This is a genomic window from Bacillus sp. FSL R9-9834 (assembly GCF_038006905.1).
Classification (GTDB): Bacteria; Bacillota; Bacilli; order Bacillales; family Bacillaceae_G; genus Bacillus_A; species Bacillus_A pacificus.
In genome coordinates, this window is record NZ_JBBOWD010000001.1 from 1,441,942 (window position 1) to 1,463,213 (window position 21,272).

Consider the following 21,272-nt stretch of genomic DNA (forward strand, 5'->3'; position numbering starts at 1 on the left):
AATGAAAATGGCAAAAGTTTATTATGAAAAAGATGTAACGGTAAATGTATTAAAGGAAAAAAAAGTAGCAATCATTGGATACGGCTCGCAAGGTCATGCGCATGCGCAAAACTTACGTGATAACGGATTTGATGTAGTAGTAGGTTTAAGAAAAGGGAAGTCTTGGGATAAAGCGAAAGAAGATGGATTTTCAGTATATACAGTAGCGGAAGCAGCAAAGCAGGCCGATGTAGTAATGATTTTACTGCCAGATGAACTGCAACCAGAAGTATATGAAGCGGAAATTGCGCCAAATTTACAAGCAGGAAATTCTCTCGTTTTTGCACACGGATTTAATGTTCACTTTGATCAAGTGAAACCACCAGCGAATGTAGATGTATTTCTAGTAGCGCCAAAAGGTCCAGGACATCTTGTACGCCGTACATTTAGTGAGGGTGGCGCTGTTCCAGCATTATTTGCAGTATACCAAGATGCAACAGGAGTTGCGACTGAAAAGGCACTTTCTTATGCCGATGGAATTGGAGCGACGAGAGCTGGTGTATTAGAAACGACATTTAAAGAAGAAACAGAAACAGACTTATTTGGAGAGCAAGCTGTACTTTGCGGCGGAGTAACTGCGCTAGTAAAAGCTGGATTTGAAACGTTAGTTGATGCGGGATACCAGCCGGAACTTGCATATTTTGAATGTTTACATGAACTGAAACTTATTGTTGACCTTATGTATGAAGGTGGACTTGAAAATATGAGATATTCAGTTTCAGATACAGCGCAGTGGGGCGACTTCGTATCAGGGCCACGCGTTGTAACGGAAGATACGAAGAAAGCGATGGGTACAGTGCTAGCAGAAATTCAAGATGGTACATTTGCAAGAGGTTGGATTGCAGAGCATAAAGCAGGAAGACCGAATTTCCATGCGACAAATGAGAAAGAGAATGAACATGAAATCGAAGTAGTTGGACGTAAATTACGTGAAATGATGCCTTTCGTACAGCCGCGAGTAAAGGTAGGGATGAAATAATATGAAGCAGATTTTGTTCATGGATACGACGCTACGTGATGGCGAACAATCACCAGGAGTGAATTTAAATGAACAAGAGAAATTGCAAATTGCAAGGCAATTAGAGAGACTTGGTATTAACGTAATGGAAGCTGGCTTTGCAGCAGCTTCCGAAGGGGATTTTCAATCGGTAAAACGCATCGCGAATACAATTCAAAATGCTACAGTTATGAGTTTAGCTAGAGCAAAAGAAAGCGATATTCGACGAGCATATGAAGCTGTGAAAGGTGCGGTATCTCCTCGTTTACACGTATTTTTAGCTACGAGTGATATTCATATGAAATATAAACTTTGTATGTCAAAAGAGGATGTGTTAGATAGTATTCATCGTTCTGTTACACTTGGAAAATCATTATTTCCAACAGTACAATTTTCTGCAGAAGATGCGACAAGAACAGCAAGAGATTTTTTAGCTGAGGCAGTAGAAGTTGCGATTCGTGCAGGAGCGAATGTAATTAATATTCCAGATACAGTTGGATATACGAATCCAGAAGAATATTATTCTCTTTTTAAGTACTTACAAGAATCCGTTCCTTCATATGAAAAAGCAATTTTCTCTTGTCATTGTCACGATGACCTTGGGATGGCTGTAGCAAATTCGCTAGCTGCAGTTGAAGGGGGAGCATTGCAAGTAGAGGGAACAATTAATGGAATTGGAGAGAGAGCAGGGAATGCGGCATTAGAAGAAGTCGCAGTTGCTCTTCATATTAGAAAAGATTTCTATCAAGCAGAGCCTTCTATGACGCTAAAAGAAATTAAAGCGACAAGTACATTAGTAAGCAGATTAACAGGTATGGTTGTACCGAAAAATAAAGCGATCGTGGGAGCGAATGCATTTGCTCATGAATCCGGAATTCATCAAGACGGCGTTCTAAAAGAAGTGACAACGTATGAAATTATTGAACCAGAGTTAGTAGGCGAATCTCAAAACCTATTTGTACTTGGAAAACATTCTGGACGTCACGCGTTTACAGAAAAAATGAAAGAGCTTGGCTATGAATTTACAACGGAAGAACGAGATGCAGTGTTTGAAGCGTTTAAAAAATTAGCTGATCGTAAGAAGGAAATTACTGAGGAAGATTTACGAGCACTTATGCTTGGTGAAGCAGCATTTGCGGCTCAGCAATATAATATTACGCAATTGCAAGTACATTTCGTATCAAATAGTACACAATGCGCGACAGTTGTACTAAAAGATGAGGAGGGAAATGTATTCGAAGATGCAGCTACTGGCTCTGGTAGTATTGAAGCGATTTATAATGCAATCCAAAGAATTTTAGGGTTAGAATGTGAATTGGCGGATTATCGCATACAATCTATTACACAAGGTCAAGATGCACTGGCTCATGTTCATGTTGAATTAAAAGAAGGAACACATCAAGTATCAGGTTTTGGTGTTGCGCAAGACGTATTGGAAGCGTCGGCGAGAGCATATGTCCACGCAGCGGGGAAATTAAAATCTTTTATCCAGCTTGTGAAATAAGTGTTTGATAGGTGAGAGGGGCTATTCTCACCTGTCAAATTAAAGTTCTGAAAATTCGGTTAAAAAGGAGTGTTGAAATTGGAAAAACGTATCGTTTGTTTAGCTGGTGATGGTGTTGGACCGGAAGTTATGGAAAGTGCGAAGGAAGTATTGCATATGGTAGAAAGGTTATATGGTCATCATTTTCATTTGCAAGATGAGTACTTCGGCGGGAGTGCTATCGATTTAAATGGGCAACCATTACCACAACGAACACTTGCCGCTTGTTTAGCAAGTGATGCGGTTTTACTAGGAGCAGTTGGTGGACCAAGGTGGGATAGCGCGAAAGAAAGACCAGAGAAAGGATTATTAGCTTTAAGAAAAGGGCTCGGTGTATTTGCGAACGTTCGCCCTGTAACGGTAGAAAGTGCAACGGCACATTTATCTCCATTAAAAAAGGCTGATGAAATTGATTTCGTTGTCGTTCGTGAATTAACAGGTGGGATTTATTTTTCTTATCCGAAAGAACGAACAGACGAAGTAGCAACGGATACACTTACGTATCATCGCCATGAAATTGAACGTATCGTTTCTTATGCCTTTCAATTAGCGAATAAACGGAAGAAAAAAGTAACATCTATTGATAAGGCGAATGTTTTAGAATCTAGTAAACTATGGAGAACTGTAACAGAAGAAGTAGCACTTCGTTATCCAGATGTTGAATTAGAACATATTTTAGTAGATGCAGCTGCTATGGAGTTAATTCGGAATCCAGGACGGTTTGATGTAATTGTAACAGAAAATTTATTTGGGGATATTTTAAGTGACGAAGCTTCCGTATTAGCTGGATCATTAGGAATGCTTCCATCAGCAAGTCACGCGGAAAAGGGCCCTTCGCTATACGAGCCTATTCACGGATCAGCACCGGATATTGCCGGGAAAAATAAGGCAAATCCAATTGCGATGATGCGCTCTGTTGCCATGATGCTTGGGCAATCGTTCGGATTAACGAGAGAAGGGTGTGCAATTGAAGAAGCGATTTCAGCAGTCCTTAAATTAGGAAAATGTACAGCAGATATCGGCGGGACTGAAACGACAACTTCATTTACAAAGGCAGTAATGCAAGAAATGGAAGAACAAGCATTGGTAGGGAGAGGAAGATAATGGGGAAAAGGTTGCTAGATAAACTTTGGGAAAGACACGTAGTTGCGACAAATGAAAATGGATTGGATTTATTATATATCGATCTGCACCTTGTTCATGAAGTAACGTCACCGCAAGCCTTTGAAGGCTTGCGGCTTACAAATCGAACGGTACGCAGACCAGATTTAACATTCGCAACGATGGATCATAATATTCCAACGAAAGATGTTTGGAATATTACCGATCGCATTGCGAAGCAGCAACTAGATACACTACGGGAAAATTGTAAACAATTTCAGGTGCCGTTAGCAGATATCGGAGATGAAGAGCAAGGGATCGTTCATGTTATCGGACCAGAACTTGGGCTCACGCAGCCAGGCAAAACAATTGTTTGTGGTGATAGCCATACGGCAACGCACGGTGCGTTTGGCGCGCTAGCGTTTGGTATTGGTACGAGTGAAGTGGAACATGTATTGGCAACGCAAACGCTGTGGCAAAGAAAACCGAAAGCGATGGGCATTGAGTTAAAAGGAAAATTACAGAAAGGCGTTTACGCAAAAGATATTATTTTGCATCTCCTTTCAAAGTATGGTGTAGCAGTTGGAACGGGATACGTAATGGAATTTTACGGAGAGACGATTCAGGCTATGGAGATGGAAGAGAGAATGACGCTTTGTAATATGGCGATTGAAGGAGGAGCAAAAGCGGGTATTATCGCGCCAGATGAAAAAACAGTTGCTTATGTAAAAGGACGTAAATATGCACCGAAAGACTATGAAACTTTCGAGAAGAAATGGTCTGAACTTTATACAGATGCAGATGCAATGTATGATTTACATATTTCGATAGATGTTACGGATTTAGCGCCATACGTTACGTGGGGAACAAATCCGAGTATGGGAGTTCGTATTGATGAGAAATTGCCAGAAAAACATGATGTAAATGACGAAAGAGCATTTTCTTATATGGGATTAAGCCCTGGACAAAGTACGTATGATATTCCAGTTCAGCATGTCTTCATTGGATCTTGTACAAATTCCAGGCTCTCTGATTTAGAAATTGCTGCAGCTGTTGTGAAAGGGAGAAAGGTAAAAGAAGGTGTGCGAGCACTCGTTGTGCCTGGATCGAAAAGAGTAAGGGACGCGGCGATGCAAAAAGGACTACATCACATATTTGAAGAAGCGGGATTTGAATGGAGAGAACCTGGATGTTCCATGTGTCTTGGAATGAATCCAGATCAAGTACCTGAGGGAGAGCATTGCGCTTCCACTTCAAATCGTAATTTTGAAGGAAGACAAGGAAAAGGAGCAAGAACACATTTAGTTAGCCCAGCAATGGCGGCAGCAGCTGCGTTATATGGTCATTTTGTTGATATTAGAAAGGAGAGTTATGATGGAGCCATTTCGTATTCATAAAGGTACTGCCGCAGTACTTATGAATGATAACATTGATACAGATCAAATTATTCCGAAGCAATATTTAAAGAGAATTGAAAGGACGGGATTTGGAAAATATTTATTTGATGAGTGGCGGTATGATAATGAACGACACGAAAACCCTAATTTCCCACTTAATGCATCAGATAGAAAAGGAGCAAGTATATTAATTACAGGTGATAATTTTGGATGTGGTTCTTCAAGAGAACACGCACCTTGGGCACTTGCTGATTATGGTTTCCGCGTAATTATCGCGGGAGGGTTTGCAGATATTTTTTATATGAATTGTATGAAGAATGGTATGTTACCAATTGTAATGGATAAAGAAATGCGAGAAAAGCTTGCCAAAACGAATGCAAGAGAACAAATAGAAGTAGATTTAGAGAATGAAGTAATTACAACAAGTACGCACAGGTTTCATTTTAAAATCGAGAAAATGTGGAAAGAGAAATTATTAAATGGTTTAGATGAAATTAGTATTACAATGCAATATGAACAAGAAATAAAAGAGTATGAAAGAAGGGTAGCTGTACATTGAAAGATAACGGAATATTTAAAATGTATTTACATTCAGAATTAAGTATTATATACTATGTAAAAATTAGAGGAGAAAGGGAGTAAGTATTATGAAAACAATGCAATCTATTAAAATGCTTACACAACTACATCATCATACATAAAGCCCTTGAACCTAGCGTGAAAACGTGTAGGTGCAAGGGTTATTCCCGTTGTACCTACACGCTACTAAAGAGCCTTGTAGGTATATTTTATCTACAAGGCTCTTTTTATTTTCGGTTTAGGTGCATGAAATAAGCATACATTAGAAAGGGAAAGGTGTGAGAATTTCGATGACAAAATGGAAACGGGCAAATCCAAATGGAACGAGAGATTATTTATTCGAAGAATGTATGTTAATTGAAGAAGTGGAGCAAAAATTAAGGCGTACTTTTTTAGAGAGAGGTTATGAAGAAATAAGGACACCAACAATTGAATTTTATGATGTGTTCGCCTTTCAAAGCAGGCCGATAGATGAAGAAAAGATGTATAAATTTTTCGATGAAAAGGGAAGGATTATCGTATTGCGTCCAGATATGACAATTCCTTTAGCGAGAGTGATCGGAACGCAGAGGTGTGATACACCACTTAAAGTGACGTATAGCGGAAATGTATTTCGAGCGAATGAGTCCCTTACTGGAAAATATAATGAGATCGTGCAAAGTGGTATTGAAATTATTGGTATTGATAATGTAAGAGCTGAAATTGAATGTGTTATAAGTGTCATTCAATCACTTCAAAAGTTGAAAGTGCAATCTTTTACAATAGAGATTGGGCAAGTGCAGTTATATAAATGTATTGTCAAAAAGCTCTCCATTCATGAGGAAGAAGAGAAAGTTCTTAGAACATATATTGAAAGTAAAAATTATGCCGCTCTATCAAATTTTATTAGAGAAAAGAAATTAGAGCGATGTGATGAAACAGTAAGGTTACTGGAGAAATTACCAAGGTTATTTGGGAATTTAGAAGTGATTGAGGAAGCAGAAAAACTCGCATCAAGTAATGAAATGAAAATGGCCATCGCAAGAGTGAAAGAAATATATGAAGCAATTGACAAGCTAGGCTATGGATCGTACATATCAATTGATTTAGGTATGATTCAACATTTGGACTATTATACAGGTGTTATTTTCAAAGGGTATATATATGAAATTGGAGAAGAAATTGTTAGTGGCGGAAGATATGATGAGTTAATTGGAAATTTTGGAGAAATGTTGCCGGCTGTTGGACTCGCGGTGCAAGTTAATCAAATTGTGAAGGCGCTGCAGGAGCAGCAAGAACCATATGAACGAAAGAGAATAGATATTATGATTCATTACGAGTTAAATAGATTAGCAGAAGCGGAACGGTTACGAAATTTACTTCAAAAGGACGGGAAAAAAGTAGAGATATCTTTATGTTCTAATTTAAATGACACCTTTCAATTTGCAAGAAAAAATCAAATAGTGACGGTTGTTGAGGCAAAGAACGAATCGTTAGTGGAATATGTATGGAACGAGAAATGGGTAGTCCAGAAAGAAGGAGAAACTTCATGCGTAACATTCAAATTGCGTTAACGAAAGGAAGATTAGAAAAACATGTGATTCCACTCTTTGAGCAGATTGGAATCGATTGTTCAGAGCTTAAAAATAAAGGACGAAAGCTTGTCTTTCAAAGTAAAAATACAGATATCTCATTTATTTTGGTGAAAGCAGTAGATGTTGCTACTTATGTAGAACATGGAGTAGCGGATATCGGGGTCGTTGGAAAAGACGTTTTAATGGAAAACGAAAAAGATATTTATGAAATGTTGGATTTAGGAGTAGGTGTGTGTAAGTTTTGTGTTGCTTCTATTCCTACTTATAATCCGAAGAGCTACCGGAAGAAACGTATTGCGACGAAATATCCACATATTACTTCTAACTATTTTCATGATAAAGGAGAGGATGTAGAAATCATAAAAATAGAAGGGTCTGTAGAAATCGCTCCTATTCTTGGATTGGTAGATGCGATTGTTGATATTGTTGAAACAGGAAAAACATTACAAGAAAATGGACTCATTGTATTTGAGGAAATGTATTCTATATCTGCTCGAATGATTGTAAATAAGGCTGCATTAAAAACTAAAAAAGACGAAATATTCAGTATTATAAATATGATGGAGCAAGAAATTTTGTCAGGAAAATAGGGGGACTTGTAATGGAGATCGTTTTTGAAGATTTTCAAAAGGCGTTATCGAAAATAAAATTGCTACGAGAAAACGCTAATATAATAGAAGAAACTGTTCAAAGAAATGTAAGCGAAATCGTTCGAAATGTAAGGGAGAGTGGGGATGAGGCCTTATCTTTTTATACAAAAAAGTTTGATGGTGTAAAGATAAAAGAGTTTCGTGTAAGTGAAGAAGAAGAAAAACGAGCGAGTATGTTTGTAGAGAATTCATTTTTAGAAGCGTTACAAGAGGCGAAGAAAAACATTATTTCGTACCATGAAAAGCAAAAAAGACAATCGATGTTCGATTGTGCGAGTGAAGGCATCATTAGAGGGCAAATCATTCGGCCGTTAGAGAATGTAGGCGTATATGTGCCAGGCGGAACCGCTTCGTATCCTTCGTCAGTATTAATGAATGTATTGCCAGCAAAACTCGCTGGTGTGAAAAAGATTGTAATGGTAACACCGCCAAGAGAAGGAGGAATTGATCCACATATTTTAGTTGCTGCAAGCCTTGCGGGAGTAGATGAAATTTATACGATAGGTGGTGCGCAAGCAATTGCTGCTTTAGCATACGGTACGGAATCGATTCCGAAAGTGGATAAAATAGTTGGACCAGGAAATTTGTACGTCGCTCTAGCGAAACGAGAAGTATATGGAATAGTAAATATCGATATGATTGCTGGACCGTCAGAAATTGTAGTTATTGCGGATGAAACCGGCAATGCAAAATATATTGCGGCTGATTTATTATCACAAGCAGAACATGACGAGAGAGCGACAGCAATTTGTATTACAACAAATATAGAGTTAGCAAAAGAAGTAGAAAAAGAGATAGAAAGGCAGTTAGAAACATTACCAAGAGGCGAAATTGCACGTGAATCAATAAATAGAAATGGAGCCATTTTTATCGTTCCTTCTATAGATGAGGCACTACAGTTATCGAATGAAATTGCCCCGGAACATTTAGAGTTACATATAAAAGAACCGATGAATGCTTTAGCTTATGTGAAACATGCAGGATCTATCTTTCTTGGACCATATGCACCAGAACCGCTCGGGGATTATTTAGCAGGACCGAATCACGTGTTACCGACAAGTGGAACGGCAAGGTTTTTCTCACCGTTATCAGTCGATGATTTTGTGAAAAAATCAAGCTTTCTGTCTTATACGGAGGAAGCATTAAGAGATGTCCAACATCATATTGTAGAGCTTGCCAATAAAGAAGGATTACATGCGCATGCGAGAGCAATTCAAATAAGATTTGAGGAGGAAGAATAGTGCGTGAGTCTAGTCAAATACGTGAGACGACAGAGACAAAAATAAAATTAAGTTTACAGCTTGATGATGGGAAGAACGTTTCTGTACGAACGGGAGTTGGTTTTTTTGATCATATGCTAACTTTATTTGCAAGGCATGGAAGATTCGGTTTGCAAGTGGAGGCAGAAGGCGATGTATTCGTTGATGCGCATCATACAGTTGAGGATGTTGGAATTGTACTCGGAAATTGTTTGAAAGAAGCATTGCACAGTAAAGAGGGGATTAACAGGTACGGCTCAGCATATGTACCGATGGATGAGTCTTTAGGCTTTGTTGCAATTGATATAAGTGGACGCTCATATATTGTATTTCAAGGAGAATTAACGAATCCGAAGCTTGGGGATTTTGATACAGAACTAACGGAAGAATTTTTTAGAGCAGTTGCTCATGCTGCCAATATTACATTACATGCTCGTATTTTATACGGAAGTAATACACATCACAAAATTGAAGCCTTATTTAAAGCGTTTGGTAGAGCGCTTAGAGAAGCAGTCGAAAGAAATGCCAACATTACTGGTGTAAATTCAACGAAAGGGATGTTGTAATTGATTGCCATTATAGATTATGGAATGGGAAATATTCGTAGTGTAGAACAAGCATTAAAGCATATTGGAGCAGCGTACATTGTAACGAGTGATAAAGAAGAGATTTTTAGAAGTGATGGAGTGATTTTACCAGGAGTAGGTGCATTTCCAAAAGCGATGGATGTATTGGAAGAAAAAGATTTAGTGCGTGTGTTACAAGAAATCGGGCGTTCAAGAAAACCACTTCTAGGTATTTGCCTAGGAATGCAGCTTTTATTTGAAAAAAGTGAGGAACTACAAGACTGTAACGGGCTAAGTTTATTGCCAGGCGTTATTCGAAAGCTAAAGGTTCCTTATAAAATTCCTCATATGGGATGGAATGAGTTAAAGAAAGAAGGAGAAATAGCGCTTTGGAATGGAGTAGAGGACGGTTCTTTCGTATATTATGTCCACTCTTATTACGCAGATTGTCCAAATGAAATTGTGTATGGAATAAGTGATTATGGAGTGAAAGTACCTGGTTTTGTAGCAAAAGAAAATATATATGGCGCACAGTTTCATCCTGAAAAAAGTGGTGATATAGGCATGCAAATGTTGAAAAATTTTAAAGGAGTGGTAGAATCATGGAAATCTTCCCAGCTATCGATTTAAAAAAGGGACGATGCGTTAGACTGTATCAAGGGGAATTTAGTAAAGAAACAGTAATGAATGAAGATCCGGTTGCGCAAGCGATTATATTTGAAACATTTGGAGCGAAACAGTTGCACATTGTTGATTTAGATGGTGCAGTTGCTGGTGAATCGTTAAACTTGTCCGTCATTGAAAGAATTTGCAAGGCAGTACGTATTCCAGTGCAAGTTGGCGGAGGAATTCGATCACTTGTAGCCGTAGAGAAGTTATTTTCAGTAGGGGTAGGTAAAGTGATTTTAGGAACAGCTGCTCTTTATGATAAGCCATTTTTAGAAGAAGCAGTTTTTCTATATAAAGAAAAAATCATCGTCGGAATTGATGCGAAAAATGGTTTCGTAGCAACGAGAGGCTGGCTTGATGTATCTGAAATTTCTTACATTGATTTAGCAAAACAAATGGAGAATGTAGGTGTTCAAACGATTGTGTTTACAGATATTTCGAAAGATGGGACGCTTGCAGGACCGAATATAGAACAATTGGAGTTACTACAAAAAAGCGTTTCTACTCGACTTATTGCTTCTGGAGGAATTGCATCTATTCAAGATGTGAAAAAGTTAAATGATATGAACATATACGGTGTCATAATTGGTAAGGCTCTTTACGAGAAAACGATTGATTTAGAAGAAGTGCTAGAGGTAACAAAGTTATGTTAGCAAAACGCGTTATTCCATGTCTAGATGTGAAAGAAGGGCGAGTCGTAAAGGGTGTAAATTTTATAGGACTACAAGATGTCGGGGATCCTGTTGAAATAGCAGCTTTATATAATGATGCGGGAGCAGATGAAATAGTATTTTTAGATATTACGGCAACTCATGAAGGACGAAAAACGATTGTAGATGTTGTAGAAAAAACGGCTTCAAAAGTATTTATTCCTCTTACAGTTGGCGGAGGAATTTCAAATGTGAAAGATATGTACAATTTACTAAGAGCTGGAGCAGATAAAGTTTCAATTAACTCAGCAGCAGTGCGAAATCCAAAATTAATCGGAGAAGGGGCAGAGCATTTTGGCTCACAATGTATTGTCGTCGCAATTGATGCTAGAAAAGTAGCAGAAGATAAGTGGAATGTATATGTGAACGGCGGAAGAGTTGATACGGGAATGGATGCAATCAGGTGGGCAAAGCGCGTTACAGAGCTAGGCGCAGGCGAAATTTTATTAACGAGTATGGATGCAGACGGAACGAAAAACGGATATGACCTTCGTTTAACAGAAGAAATTTCAAAAAGTGTTTCCGTACCTGTCATCGCGTCAGGCGGGTGCGGTCATGCTGATCACATTATAGAAGTGTTTCAAAAGACAGCAGTTGATGCAGCATTAGCGGCATCAATCTTTCATTACGGTGAGGCGACAATAGGGGACGTAAAGAGAAAGTTAAGAAATGCAAATGTTGAGGTGCGGCTATGAAACCTAACTTTTCAAAAGGACTATTACCAGCAGTTGTAATTGAAGAAGATACAAAAGAAGTTTTAATGCTAGCTTATATGAATGAAGAGGCATATGAAAAAACAATAGAAACGAAAAGAACATGGTTTTATTCTCGTTCAAGAAGGTCGTTATGGAATAAAGGAGAAACATCAGGTAATGTCCAACATGTGCAATCTCTTTATTTAGATTGTGATCAAGATTCAATTGTTGTTGTCGTAAAGCAAGTAGGACCTGCATGTCATACGGGAGAAAAAACATGTTTTCATTACAAAATTATATAGGGGGATACATATGAAAAACGCCTTTACATTACTATTTGAAACAATTGAAGAACGAAAGAGAAATCCACTTCCTGAATCATATACAAATTACTTGTTTTCAAAAGGAGAAGATAAAATTTTAAAGAAAATTGGTGAGGAATGTACGGAAGTAATTATTGCATCCAAAAATAATGATAACGAAGAGCTAGTGAAAGAAATGGTTGATGTATTGTATCACTGCTTCGTGTTATTAGTCGAAAAAAATATATCATTAGAAGATATTATGGAGGAAGTGACAGAAAGAAATGGGAAGCTTTCGAGAGTAGGGGACAGAAGAGAAATAGATACATTATAGGGGGAATACGTATGAAGGTGGATTATCACATTCATTTAGAAGAAGGGCCATATTCAATAGGATGGCTAGCTAAAATAAATGAATCATTACAACATTATGAACCGCTAAAAGAAGAAAAACATTCTATGGAATGGCTTGTGAAAACACAAGAACGCCTGCAAAGACGTGTGAATGAAGGACCATTTACAACGAAATGGATTGATTTATATTTAGAAGAAGCTTTGCGAAAAGGGATAAAAGAAGTTGGTATTGTCGATCATTTATACCGTTTTTATGAAGCGAAAGAATACTATGAAAAATATGTTGATATTAGTGATTCGGGGCTTGGACGTTTACAAAAGGAATGGTTAGACCAAGTAAGGGTAGCTTCACTACATGATTTTACAAAGGCAATTGAAGAGGCGAAAGAACGGTGGAGTAAAAGAGGTGTTACGCTTAAACTTGGAATTGAAGCAGATTATTTTATTGGTGGTGAACAACAATTACAATCTTTACTCGCATTAGGAGATTTTGATTATGTAATTGGTTCTGTTCATTTTTTAAATGGCTGGGGATTTGATAATCCAGATACGAAAGAATACTTTAAGGAACATGACGTATATGCTTTATATGATACGTTTTTCAAAACGGTTGAGTGCGCAGTTCGTTCTGAGTTATTTGATATTATTGCTCATCTTGACAACATAAAAGTATTTAATTATCGGTTAGATGAGAATGAACAAATTTCTTATTATAAGAAAATTGCGCGTGCATTAGTAGAAACAAATACAGCAACGGAAATAAATGCGGGATTGTACTATCGCTATCCTGTGCGCGAAATGTGTCCGAGTCCGCTATATTTACAAGTATTAGCTAAACACGAAGTTCCGATTACACTTTCTTCAGATGCTCATTATCCGAATGATTTAGGGAAATATGTGGAAGAGAATATAAAGACGTTACGTAATCATGATATTGCTCACTTAGCTACATTTACGAAACGAGTCCGAACGATGAGATTACTAGAAGAAGAAGTAACAATTTCAAAATGATCACGATTTTTTCATGAAAACCCATCTTTTTGTTCAAAATAAGAAAGAATAAAAAGGAGGGTAAAGAAATGGTGAAACAACAAAATAAACAAAATGTACAAGATGCACAGCAACAAGCGTATACTTCTGATACGAATGCTACATCTCAATCAGTGATTGAGGAGCAAATTAGTGATACAGTTGCAGAAGGAACAATTGATGTGAAGCTTGGAAAACAATCGCAAGAAAAAGCGTAAAAAGAGGGGAGACTTGCATCTCCTCTTTTTTTATGGAAAAGTGTCGATTTTCAAAACTATAATCAAATTCCTTGGTTTTTATATGTGGATTTCTTACAATGAAAGATAAGAGCTATCCTATTTTGTATAGAAGAGGTGTTAGTATAGTGGCAAAAATATTAGTAGCAGGAAAAATTCCAGCAATCGGATTAGAACTATTAAAAGATCATGATGTAGAAATGTATGATAAAGAGGAGTTAATTTCTTTAGATGAATTAACAGAACGTGTAAAAGATAAAGATGCATTGTTAAGCTTACTTTCTACAAAGGTGACAAAAGAAGTGATTGATGCGGCACCTAATTTAAAGATTGTTGCAAACTACGGTGCTGGTTACGATAATATTGATTACTCATATGCCGGAGAAAAAGGGATTGCGGTAACGAATACACCGAAAGTATCAACGGAAGCGACAGCGGAATTAACATTTGCACTTCTTTTAGCAGCTGCACGTAGAATTCCTGAAGGTGATACGCTATGCCGTACAACTGGATTTAACGGATGGGCTCCATTATTTTTCTTAGGCCGCGAAGTACATGGTAAGACAATTGGAATTATCGGCCTTGGAGAAATTGGAAAGGCAGTTGCAAAGCGTGCAAAAGCGTTTGGAATGAATGTTTTATATACAGGACCAAATCGAAAGCCCGAAGCTGAAAGTGAACTGGAAGCAACATATGTAACATTGGAAGAATTATTACAAACAGCAGACTTTATTACAATTAACTGTGCGTATAATCCGAAATTGCATCATATGATTGATGAGGAACAGTTCAAAATGATGAAGAAAACAGCGTATATTATAAATGCTTCACGTGGACCAATTATGCATGAAGCGGCACTTGCTCATGCTTTAAAAACGAATGAAATTGAAGGGGCAGCTCTTGACGTGTTTGAATTTGAACCGAAAATTACTGAAGAGCTAAAAGGATTAAAGAATGTGGTACTTGCTCCTCACGTAGGAAATGCAACATTCGAAACGCGTGATGCGATGGCCGAAACGGCGGTAAGAAATATTTTAGCTGTATTAAATGGCGAAGAACCTGTAACGCCTGTCAATCAAAAAGTATTCGTTACAAAATAAAAAGAAACCTTCCGATTCCGGAAGGTTTCTTTTTATTTTTCTTTATTTGCTCTTTTTGATGGTCGTTGTCTAAGGAATTGAGATAGCATGTACAAAATATATAGTGGAATAGCAATGAATAAGAAAACAGAAAAATTACCGAATCCTGTTTGGTACATTGTGATAATGATGCCCACTAAAAATAGTGTAATAATGATGCTATATCGTGGAATTGGTACATCTTTTAAACTTGGGATACGAATGCGGCTCACCATTAAAAATGCGAACGTTACAAATACTGTAATAAGAACGATTTTTGGAATGGTATGTGAAAATAATGTTAAGAAAGCAACAAGCCCTCCCGCTGCTGTAATCGGTACCCCAGTGAAGTATTTCATTGAAGTAGAAGATGGTGTTACATTAAATCGTGCTAAACGATATGCTCCGAAAAGAGGGAATAGCCCCGCTATGTATAGTCCGATGATTCCATAATTAGAGAAAGATGTGTAATACATGAGAACAGCAGGTGCTGCACCAAATGTTACGACATCCGCAAGCGAGTCAAGCTCTTTTCCCATTTGTGAATCAACACGTAATAAACGAGCAACACGCCCATCAAGACTATCTAACATCATCCCGATAAGTACTAAAATAGCAGCTGATTTATAATATCCTAAAGATGCATAGCCGATTGACAAGAATCCACTATATAAATTTCCGAGCGTAAATAAGTTTGGAATAGCTGCTCTATACAAAATCTGATCCCTTGCTTTCTGTAATAAATTCTTAATTAGTGTATGAAAGTTTACTTATTTTATCATACCATAAATTTCTTCCTCATACGAAAGAAATTCCCAATTTGTGAAAGATTTCATAGAAGAATGATTTGAAAAATAAGTGAAAAAAGAAGCAACTTTTATAAAGTTGCTTCTTGTATTATTCAAAGTTCGTTGTCATAGTTCCAGTTTTATACCGATTGTTAGGATCGAAACGTAACAAATCTCCATAAATGAGTTTGTCGGAAAGTTTCAATTCTGTTTTTGCTTTTTCAATATTCGGTTGACATAATGAGATGTCTGCTTCTTCACCTGTGTTTCGTTTATAGCACATGTTTTTTGTATACACATAATCTTCCGAAACGAAGCTACCATCACGCATTACCATAAGAGGGTCTTTTTCTTTAATAAATAGGTCAGTTCCAAATTCAACTGATTGATTTGTTTTAATACCAAGTAAATGAAGTAGCGTTGGTTTAATATCAATTTGACCAGACACTTTAGAAATGACTTTACCTTCTTGACCAGGCACGTGAATGATGAGAGGGACACGTTGTAATTGCATAGAATCAAACGGTGTAATAGCGTCTTTCCCAAGGAACTGAGCCATAGCTGCGTTATGGTTTTCAGAAATACCGTAATGATCTCCATAAATGACAATAACGGAATTATCATACAGTCCTTCTTCTTTTAATTGTTTAATAAATTGTTTAAGAGCTTCATCCGTGTAACGAACAGTTGGAAAGTAACGGTTTACAACACCACTTTCTGAATTAAACTCATCAACATATTGATCTTCTGGATTTAGAAGAAATGGAAAATGGTTTGTTAAAGTAATGAATTTTGTATAGAACGGCTGTGGTAAAGATTTTAGCTTTGGAATAGATTGTTCAAAGAACTCTTTATCTTTTAATCCCCAACCGACAGACATTTGTTCTGTGCCTACGTAATCATTTAAATTAAAGTAACGATCATATCCAAGTGCAGGATACATTACATCACGATTCCAAAACGTTTTATCGTTTGAATGGAAGACAGCAGAAGAATATCCGTATTTCTTTAATTGTTCTGGTGTAGCTGTATATTCATTTGTTGCATGAGTAAAGAATACAGAACCGCGGTCTAACGGATAAAGTGAATTTTCAACGATAAATTCAGCATCAGAAGTTTTACCTTGTCCTGTTTGATGATAGAAGTTATCGAAATAAAAACTATCTTTAATAAATTCATTTAAAAATGGAGTAATTTCTTTTCCATTTATTTTTTTATTAATAACAAAACTTTGTGTAGATTCCATTGAAATTAAAATAACATTTTTGCCTTTTGCAGCTCCAAATAAATTTTTGTCAACTTGCTTATCTTTTGAATCTGTATAGTTTTTAATTTCAGAAAACCCGTCCCCACTTGCAAATACACGTTCAGCTGAAGATTTAGATTGAAGTGTAATATCAAATAGATGATATGTGTATAACCCTAAATTTTTCACGACAGTTTGACGGTCAAACGAGCGTGAGAACATTTGTGGTTTATAAATAACGGAAACAACAATTTGTAGTGCTAATAGAGCAGTTACACCGCTAAAGAAAATTCTCTTCTCAGAGCGGGAAAGCGGCGTTTTGTCGCAAAATGATGGGAATTTACGCGAAAGAAACATTAAGATGATCGCATCTGCGAATAACAGTAATGTTTTATACGTAAAGAGTTCTTTTATACTCGTCCCTAAATCAGCCATATTATTTGTTTGAAATAATACTGGAAACGTAACGAAATCGTTATAAAACCCATAAAACATTGCATTTCCAAATAAAATGAATGACAGTATAAAACTAATTCCAACTATAATGCGATTTCGGTGTTTAGATGCAAATAAAGCAAAACCGAAAAATAAAAGTAACGCAGCTAGTGGATTAATAAAAAGCATAAATTCTTCAAAGAAATTATCAATTTTAATATCAAACGCTAGCTTGTACACAATATATGTTTTTATCCATAATAAAACGACTGCAACGAGTGCGAATCGCAGTTTTGGAAACAGACGTTGTAGCATAATATACTCCTCTCCTAAAAAGCATGACGGTTCTTGTGGGCCGATTTGATTAGCGCCTCATTTTATATATACGAACAGTCCTTTATTATTATGTTTATTATACTATGAGTATCATTATACGAAAATAAAAGAGAGTTGTGGACTTTTTTATAACAATTGAGTAGAAAAAGGGCAGTAGGAGACAATAAAATGGAGTTTCTATGTATGATTATTATCGTGCGCGGAAAGAATCGTGTAACAATACGGAGGTTATAATGCGAAATTTATTATATTTTATAGTATGCAGTAGTGTTATACTTTTTGCTTCACCAAGTGTGTCGGTAGCTCAATATGATGCACCTCTTATGGAAGATGCCCTTTATTCTGTCTTATTTCCGAAAATAAATAAAGCAATTGAAAAACAATATGGGAGCTTGAAGCCTTATCAATGCCCGAAAATTATTAGTTTAAAAAAAGTGTATAGCGGTACATATTTATTTCAAGCAGTTATTGAAGTAACGAAGTATGAACGTGTTGCAGGGAAAATTGCGCCACCATTTGAGAAGGTAACGATTACATTTAATAACGAAGAAGGCGAATGGGAAGTGACAAAGGTTTCAGTAAAGCGCTTATCAAACGATACGAAACTAAACTGTAAAAAAGCAATATAAAAAATTGTTTGACAAATAAAATGGTCCTTTGGTATTGTTAATAGCAACAATTAGATGTTTGAAAATTAAATAGACTTACCTCATCTACTCTCAAAGGTAGAGGCCGCGATAGGAAAGAGTAAGCTATGGGAGATTTAATGGGATCTGTGATCATAGGTTGAAAGGGACTATTGCCGAAATATAAGAATAACCATCTTATTCATATATTGGGACTGCATTGAATAAATGTAGTACTGTCATAAGATTTATTTTATGGAGAGCTATTTGGAGATGTTGATGCGGTTTCTTATTTTGAGGAGATAACAACTCGTTTATTTTTTCAATATATATTTTTCCTAATAAGAAACGCGTGTGAACATTGTTCCGCGCGTTTTTTGTCTATCTAAAAGCGTGCTGCAATGAATAGAAGATTGGGGTTATGAGTTTTAGAGGAAATAAGGGAGGAATTCAAATGTATTTACACGGCACAAGCCGAATCAATGGGCAAGGACACTTAGAAATTGGAGGGTGCGATACGACGCAGCTAGCAAAACAATACGGAACACCACTTTATGTATACGATGAAGATTCAATTCGAGGAAAGTGCCGCGCGTTTCATCGTGCTTTTAAAGAAAGTGGGTTCTCTTATCAAGTAGCATATGCAAGCAAGGCGTTCTTGTGCATGGAGATGTGCCGAGTAGCTCGTGAAGAGAATATGTCATTAGATGTTGTTTCTGGAGGAGAATTATATACTGCACTACAAGCAGGATTTCCGGCATCGCGCATTCATTTTCATGGCAATAACAAAACAGATGAAGAAATTGTGATGGCTCTTCAGGCGAATATTGGTTGTTTTGTCGTAGATAACTTCTTAGAATTAGAAATTTTGCATGATTTAGCAGTGCAACATGGGAAATTTGTGAACATATTAATTCGTGTAACGCCCGGAGTAGAGGCGCACACACATGAATATATTACAACAGGTCAAGATGATTCAAAATTTGGATTTGGCGTGTCAAATGGTCAAGCGATGCAGGCGATTGAGCTTGCTTTACAAAAATCCAATTATAACGTGTTAGGAATTCATTCACATATCGGATCACAAATATTTGAAACGGCTGGCTTTGTGCGAGCGATTGAAGTTCTTCGTCAATTTTTAGAAGCAGTGAGAGAGCGAACAAACTATGTAGTAAAAGTGCTAAATGTAGGGGGAGGATTCGGAATACGCTACACAGAGTCCGATGCACCATTAACTCTTGAGACGTATGTGCGAGCTGTAACAAGTGCGGTGAGAGAACAATTTACGTTATGTAATTATCCATTGCCAGAAATATGGGTTGAACCAGGTCGTAGCATTGTAGGGGATGCTGGAACGACACTTTATACAGTCGGATCTGTGAAAGACATTCCTGGTATTCGGAAATATGTATCAGTGGATGGTGGGATGACTGATAACTTAAGACCTGCTTTATATAACGCTCGTTATGAAGCGATGTTAGCGAATCGAGGGAATGATGAGAACGAGGAAGTTGTTTCGATTGCAGGGAAATGCTGCGAGAGTGGAGATATGTTAATTTGGGATATTAATCTACCGAAAGTTGCTTCTGCGGATTTACTAGCAATTTCTTGTACTGGGGCATACGGGTACTCGATGGCGAATAATTATAATCGGATTCGTAGACCAGCTGTCGTCTTCGCGAAAGGTGGTACATCACAAATTGTTGTAGAGCGCGAAACATATGAAAATATTATTGGGAACGATCGCATACGTATTAAAGAACTTGTTTAAATGAGGAAAAAGGAGTTGTTCGGATGGGCAATTCCTTTTTTATAAAATAAAATAATTAAAATATATCGGAAAACTAGGATTGAAAAAAATCAGAATTGTGATAAAATACAAATACAAAGCTTATCAAGAGAAGCGGAGGGAACTGGCCCGGCGAAGCTCGGCAACCTGCTTATAGAAAGCAAGGTGCTAAATCCAGCAAAATGGAATCCATTTTGAAAGATAAGGTAAAATATATTACCGAACAGTCTTTTCGAAATGGGAAAGATTTTTTTTATGAATAAAAAGGGGGGCTGTTCGCGTGAGCGTACGGGAACATTTTGAGGAAGTATCTGAGAAAATTGAAGCGATGCTTGCTGATATGAAATATGGTTCAATTACAATTGTTGTGCAAGATGGAAAAGTCATTCAATTAGAGAAAAGTGAAAAAGTACGTTTAAAGTAAAAAGCGCTGACTAGAAAAACTAGAGGCGGTTTTAACCTATTTCATTAGGTTAAAACCGTCTTTTTGCTTTTACAGGGGGAAAAAACATGTTGACGTATGAAACGTGGGAAGAAAATGATGTTTCATTTTCAGAAGAAGATGAAACGAAAGGCGCGTTATCTGTATTAAGTTGGGCTTATAAAGAATATAAAAGTGAAATTGTATACGCATGTAGCTTCGGAGTGGAAGGGATGGTACTGCTGCATCTTATTAACCAAGTAAATCCATCTGCTAAAGTTGTATTTTTAGATACTAACGTACATTTTCAAGAAACATATGAATTAATTCAAAAAGTGCGGGAACGATTTCCTTCATTAAATATTATAGAAAAACAGCCAAAACTTACACTTGATGAACAAGCCGGATTGCATGGTGACAAGCTATGGGAGAGCAATCCTAATCTCTGTTGTAAGATTAGAAAAATTTTGCCTTTAGAAGAATCATTAGCGAATGAAAAAGCGTGGATATCGGGACTGAGGAGGGAACAATCAGAAACCCGTAAGCATACAAAGTTTATAAATCAAGATCATCGCTTTCGATCTATTAAAGTTTGTCCGCTCATTCATTGGACGTGGAAAGAGGTATGGCGATATGTATACAAACATAGTTTGCCGTATAACCCATTACATGACATTGGATATCCAAGTATTGGGTGTGAGAAGTGTACGTTACCTGTAGGAGAGGGTGGCGATTCAAGAGATGGTAGATGGGCCGGGAAAGTAAAAACTGAATGTGGCCTTCATTATCAATAAGGTGAATTTGAAAATAAAG

At 37.1% G+C, this 21,272-nt stretch carries 23 protein-coding genes and 2 riboswitches; of the genes, 21 read left to right on the forward strand and 2 right to left on the reverse strand.

Annotated elements, in window-relative coordinates:
* Positions 1 to 7 precede the first annotated feature (7 nt).
* From ilvC to MKY00_RS07660, 17 genes are all read left to right on the forward strand, one after another.
* Positions 8 to 1,018: a ketol-acid reductoisomerase gene (ilvC, locus tag MKY00_RS07580; protein ID WP_001151735.1), complete on the forward strand. Its 1,011-nt coding sequence runs from the start codon at positions 8 to 10 to the stop codon at positions 1,016 to 1,018.
* A gap of 1 nt (position 1,019) precedes the next feature.
* Positions 1,020 to 2,540: a 2-isopropylmalate synthase gene (leuA, locus tag MKY00_RS07585; RefSeq protein ID WP_016716975.1), complete on the forward strand. Its 1,521-nt coding sequence runs from the start codon at positions 1,020 to 1,022 to the stop codon at positions 2,538 to 2,540.
* Positions 2,541 to 2,618: 78 nt separating this feature from the next.
* The gene (gene leuB / locus MKY00_RS07590; RefSeq protein WP_016716976.1) at positions 2,619 to 3,683 is read left to right on the forward strand and encodes a 3-isopropylmalate dehydrogenase; all 1,065 of its coding nucleotides are present in this window, start codon (positions 2,619 to 2,621) and stop codon (positions 3,681 to 3,683) included.
* On the forward strand, positions 3,683 to 5,077 hold the full coding sequence (leuC, locus tag MKY00_RS07595; RefSeq protein WP_016716977.1) for a 3-isopropylmalate dehydratase large subunit: 1,395 nt from the start codon (positions 3,683 to 3,685) through the stop codon (positions 5,075 to 5,077). The genes leuB and leuC overlap by 1 nt, the downstream gene beginning before the upstream one ends.
* On the forward strand, positions 5,055 to 5,636 hold the full coding sequence (gene leuD / locus MKY00_RS07600) for a 3-isopropylmalate dehydratase small subunit (protein WP_016716978.1): 582 nt from the start codon (positions 5,055 to 5,057) through the stop codon (positions 5,634 to 5,636). The genes leuC and leuD overlap by 23 nt, the downstream gene beginning before the upstream one ends.
* A gap of 310 nt (positions 5,637 to 5,946) precedes the next feature.
* Positions 5,947 to 7,209 carry an ATP phosphoribosyltransferase regulatory subunit gene (hisZ, locus tag MKY00_RS07605; RefSeq protein ID WP_016716979.1) on the forward strand — a complete coding sequence of 421 codons (1,263 nt, stop codon included), beginning with the start codon at positions 5,947 to 5,949 and terminating at the stop codon, positions 7,207 to 7,209.
* A complete protein-coding gene (gene hisG / locus MKY00_RS07610; RefSeq protein ID WP_016716980.1) occupies positions 7,185 to 7,820 on the forward strand; it encodes an ATP phosphoribosyltransferase in 636 nt (211 codons plus the stop codon). The genes hisZ and hisG overlap by 25 nt, the downstream gene beginning before the upstream one ends.
* Positions 7,821 to 7,831: 11 nt before the next feature.
* Positions 7,832 to 9,121: a histidinol dehydrogenase gene (gene hisD, locus MKY00_RS07615; protein ID WP_016716981.1), complete on the forward strand. Its 1,290-nt coding sequence runs from the start codon at positions 7,832 to 7,834 to the stop codon at positions 9,119 to 9,121.
* Positions 9,121 to 9,705: an imidazoleglycerol-phosphate dehydratase HisB gene (gene hisB / locus MKY00_RS07620; protein WP_001209290.1), complete on the forward strand. Its 585-nt coding sequence runs from the start codon at positions 9,121 to 9,123 to the stop codon at positions 9,703 to 9,705. The genes hisD and hisB overlap by 1 nt, the downstream gene beginning before the upstream one ends.
* Positions 9,706 to 10,335, forward strand: coding sequence for an imidazole glycerol phosphate synthase subunit HisH (hisH, locus tag MKY00_RS07625; protein WP_000560331.1), 630 nt, complete (start codon positions 9,706 to 9,708; stop codon positions 10,333 to 10,335).
* Positions 10,308 to 11,027 carry a 1-(5-phosphoribosyl)-5-[(5-phosphoribosylamino)methylideneamino]imidazole-4-carboxamide isomerase gene (gene hisA / locus MKY00_RS07630; protein ID WP_016716982.1) on the forward strand — a complete coding sequence of 240 codons (720 nt, stop codon included), beginning with the start codon at positions 10,308 to 10,310 and terminating at the stop codon, positions 11,025 to 11,027. The genes hisH and hisA overlap by 28 nt, the downstream gene beginning before the upstream one ends.
* Positions 11,021 to 11,779 (forward strand): imidazoleglycerol phosphate synthase cyclase subunit, encoded by a 759-nt coding sequence (gene hisF, locus MKY00_RS07635; protein WP_000880229.1) that lies wholly within the window; start codon positions 11,021 to 11,023, stop codon positions 11,777 to 11,779. The genes hisA and hisF overlap by 7 nt, the downstream gene beginning before the upstream one ends.
* Positions 11,776 to 12,081, forward strand: a complete 306-nt coding sequence (hisI, locus tag MKY00_RS07640; protein WP_000803969.1) for a phosphoribosyl-AMP cyclohydrolase — start codon at positions 11,776 to 11,778, stop codon at positions 12,079 to 12,081. The genes hisF and hisI (MKY00_RS07640) overlap by 4 nt, the downstream gene beginning before the upstream one ends.
* Positions 12,082 to 12,091: 10 nt before the next feature.
* Positions 12,092 to 12,415 (forward strand): phosphoribosyl-ATP pyrophosphatase, encoded by a 324-nt coding sequence (hisI, locus tag MKY00_RS07645; RefSeq protein ID WP_016716983.1) that lies wholly within the window; start codon positions 12,092 to 12,094, stop codon positions 12,413 to 12,415.
* Between the two features lie 11 nt (positions 12,416 to 12,426).
* A complete protein-coding gene (locus MKY00_RS07650; protein ID WP_016716984.1) occupies positions 12,427 to 13,446 on the forward strand; it encodes a histidinol phosphate phosphatase domain-containing protein in 1,020 nt (339 codons plus the stop codon).
* Positions 13,447 to 13,514: 68 nt separating this feature from the next.
* Complete coding sequence (locus MKY00_RS07655) at positions 13,515 to 13,682, forward strand: DUF4025 domain-containing protein (RefSeq protein ID WP_000240694.1); 168 nt, start codon at positions 13,515 to 13,517, stop codon at positions 13,680 to 13,682.
* 146 nt (positions 13,683 to 13,828) lie between these two features.
* Positions 13,829 to 14,800, forward strand: a complete 972-nt coding sequence (locus MKY00_RS07660) for a 2-hydroxyacid dehydrogenase family protein (RefSeq protein ID WP_001062826.1) — start codon at positions 13,829 to 13,831, stop codon at positions 14,798 to 14,800.
* Between the two features lie 32 nt (positions 14,801 to 14,832).
* Here the strand turns inward: MKY00_RS07660 and pssA are convergent, their stop codons facing one another.
* Positions 14,833 to 15,534 carry a CDP-diacylglycerol--serine O-phosphatidyltransferase gene (gene pssA, locus MKY00_RS07665; protein ID WP_000285422.1) on the reverse strand — a complete coding sequence of 234 codons (702 nt, stop codon included), beginning with the start codon at positions 15,532 to 15,534 and terminating at the stop codon, positions 14,833 to 14,835.
* Positions 15,535 to 15,715: 181 nt separating this feature from the next.
* Positions 15,716 to 17,602: an LTA synthase family protein gene (locus tag MKY00_RS07670; protein WP_016716985.1), complete on the reverse strand. Its 1,887-nt coding sequence runs from the start codon at positions 17,600 to 17,602 to the stop codon at positions 15,716 to 15,718.
* Positions 17,603 to 17,802: 200 nt separating this feature from the next.
* Here MKY00_RS07670 and MKY00_RS07675 point away from each other — a divergent pair, with 200 nt between their 5' ends.
* The 4 genes from MKY00_RS07675 (at position 17,803) to cysH (ending at position 21,253) form a co-directional block, all read left to right on the forward strand.
* On the forward strand, positions 17,803 to 18,252 hold the full coding sequence (locus MKY00_RS07675) for a DUF3888 domain-containing protein (RefSeq protein ID WP_016716986.1): 450 nt from the start codon (positions 17,803 to 17,805) through the stop codon (positions 18,250 to 18,252).
* Between the two features lie 89 nt (positions 18,253 to 18,341).
* A riboswitch (Lysine riboswitch) is annotated at positions 18,342 to 18,523 on the forward strand.
* Between the two features lie 180 nt (positions 18,524 to 18,703).
* On the forward strand, positions 18,704 to 20,020 hold the full coding sequence (gene lysA, locus MKY00_RS07680) for a diaminopimelate decarboxylase (RefSeq protein WP_016716987.1): 1,317 nt from the start codon (positions 18,704 to 18,706) through the stop codon (positions 20,018 to 20,020).
* 117 nt (positions 20,021 to 20,137) lie between these two features.
* Positions 20,138 to 20,246: riboswitch (SAM riboswitch) on the forward strand.
* A 72-nt stretch (positions 20,247 to 20,318) separates the two neighbouring features.
* A complete protein-coding gene (locus MKY00_RS07685) occupies positions 20,319 to 20,462 on the forward strand; it encodes a YezD family protein (RefSeq protein WP_000116161.1) in 144 nt (47 codons plus the stop codon).
* An 86-nt stretch (positions 20,463 to 20,548) separates the two neighbouring features.
* The gene (gene cysH / locus MKY00_RS07690; RefSeq protein ID WP_016716988.1) at positions 20,549 to 21,253 is read left to right on the forward strand and encodes a phosphoadenylyl-sulfate reductase; all 705 of its coding nucleotides are present in this window, start codon (positions 20,549 to 20,551) and stop codon (positions 21,251 to 21,253) included.
* Positions 21,254 to 21,272: the final 19 nt, after the last annotated feature.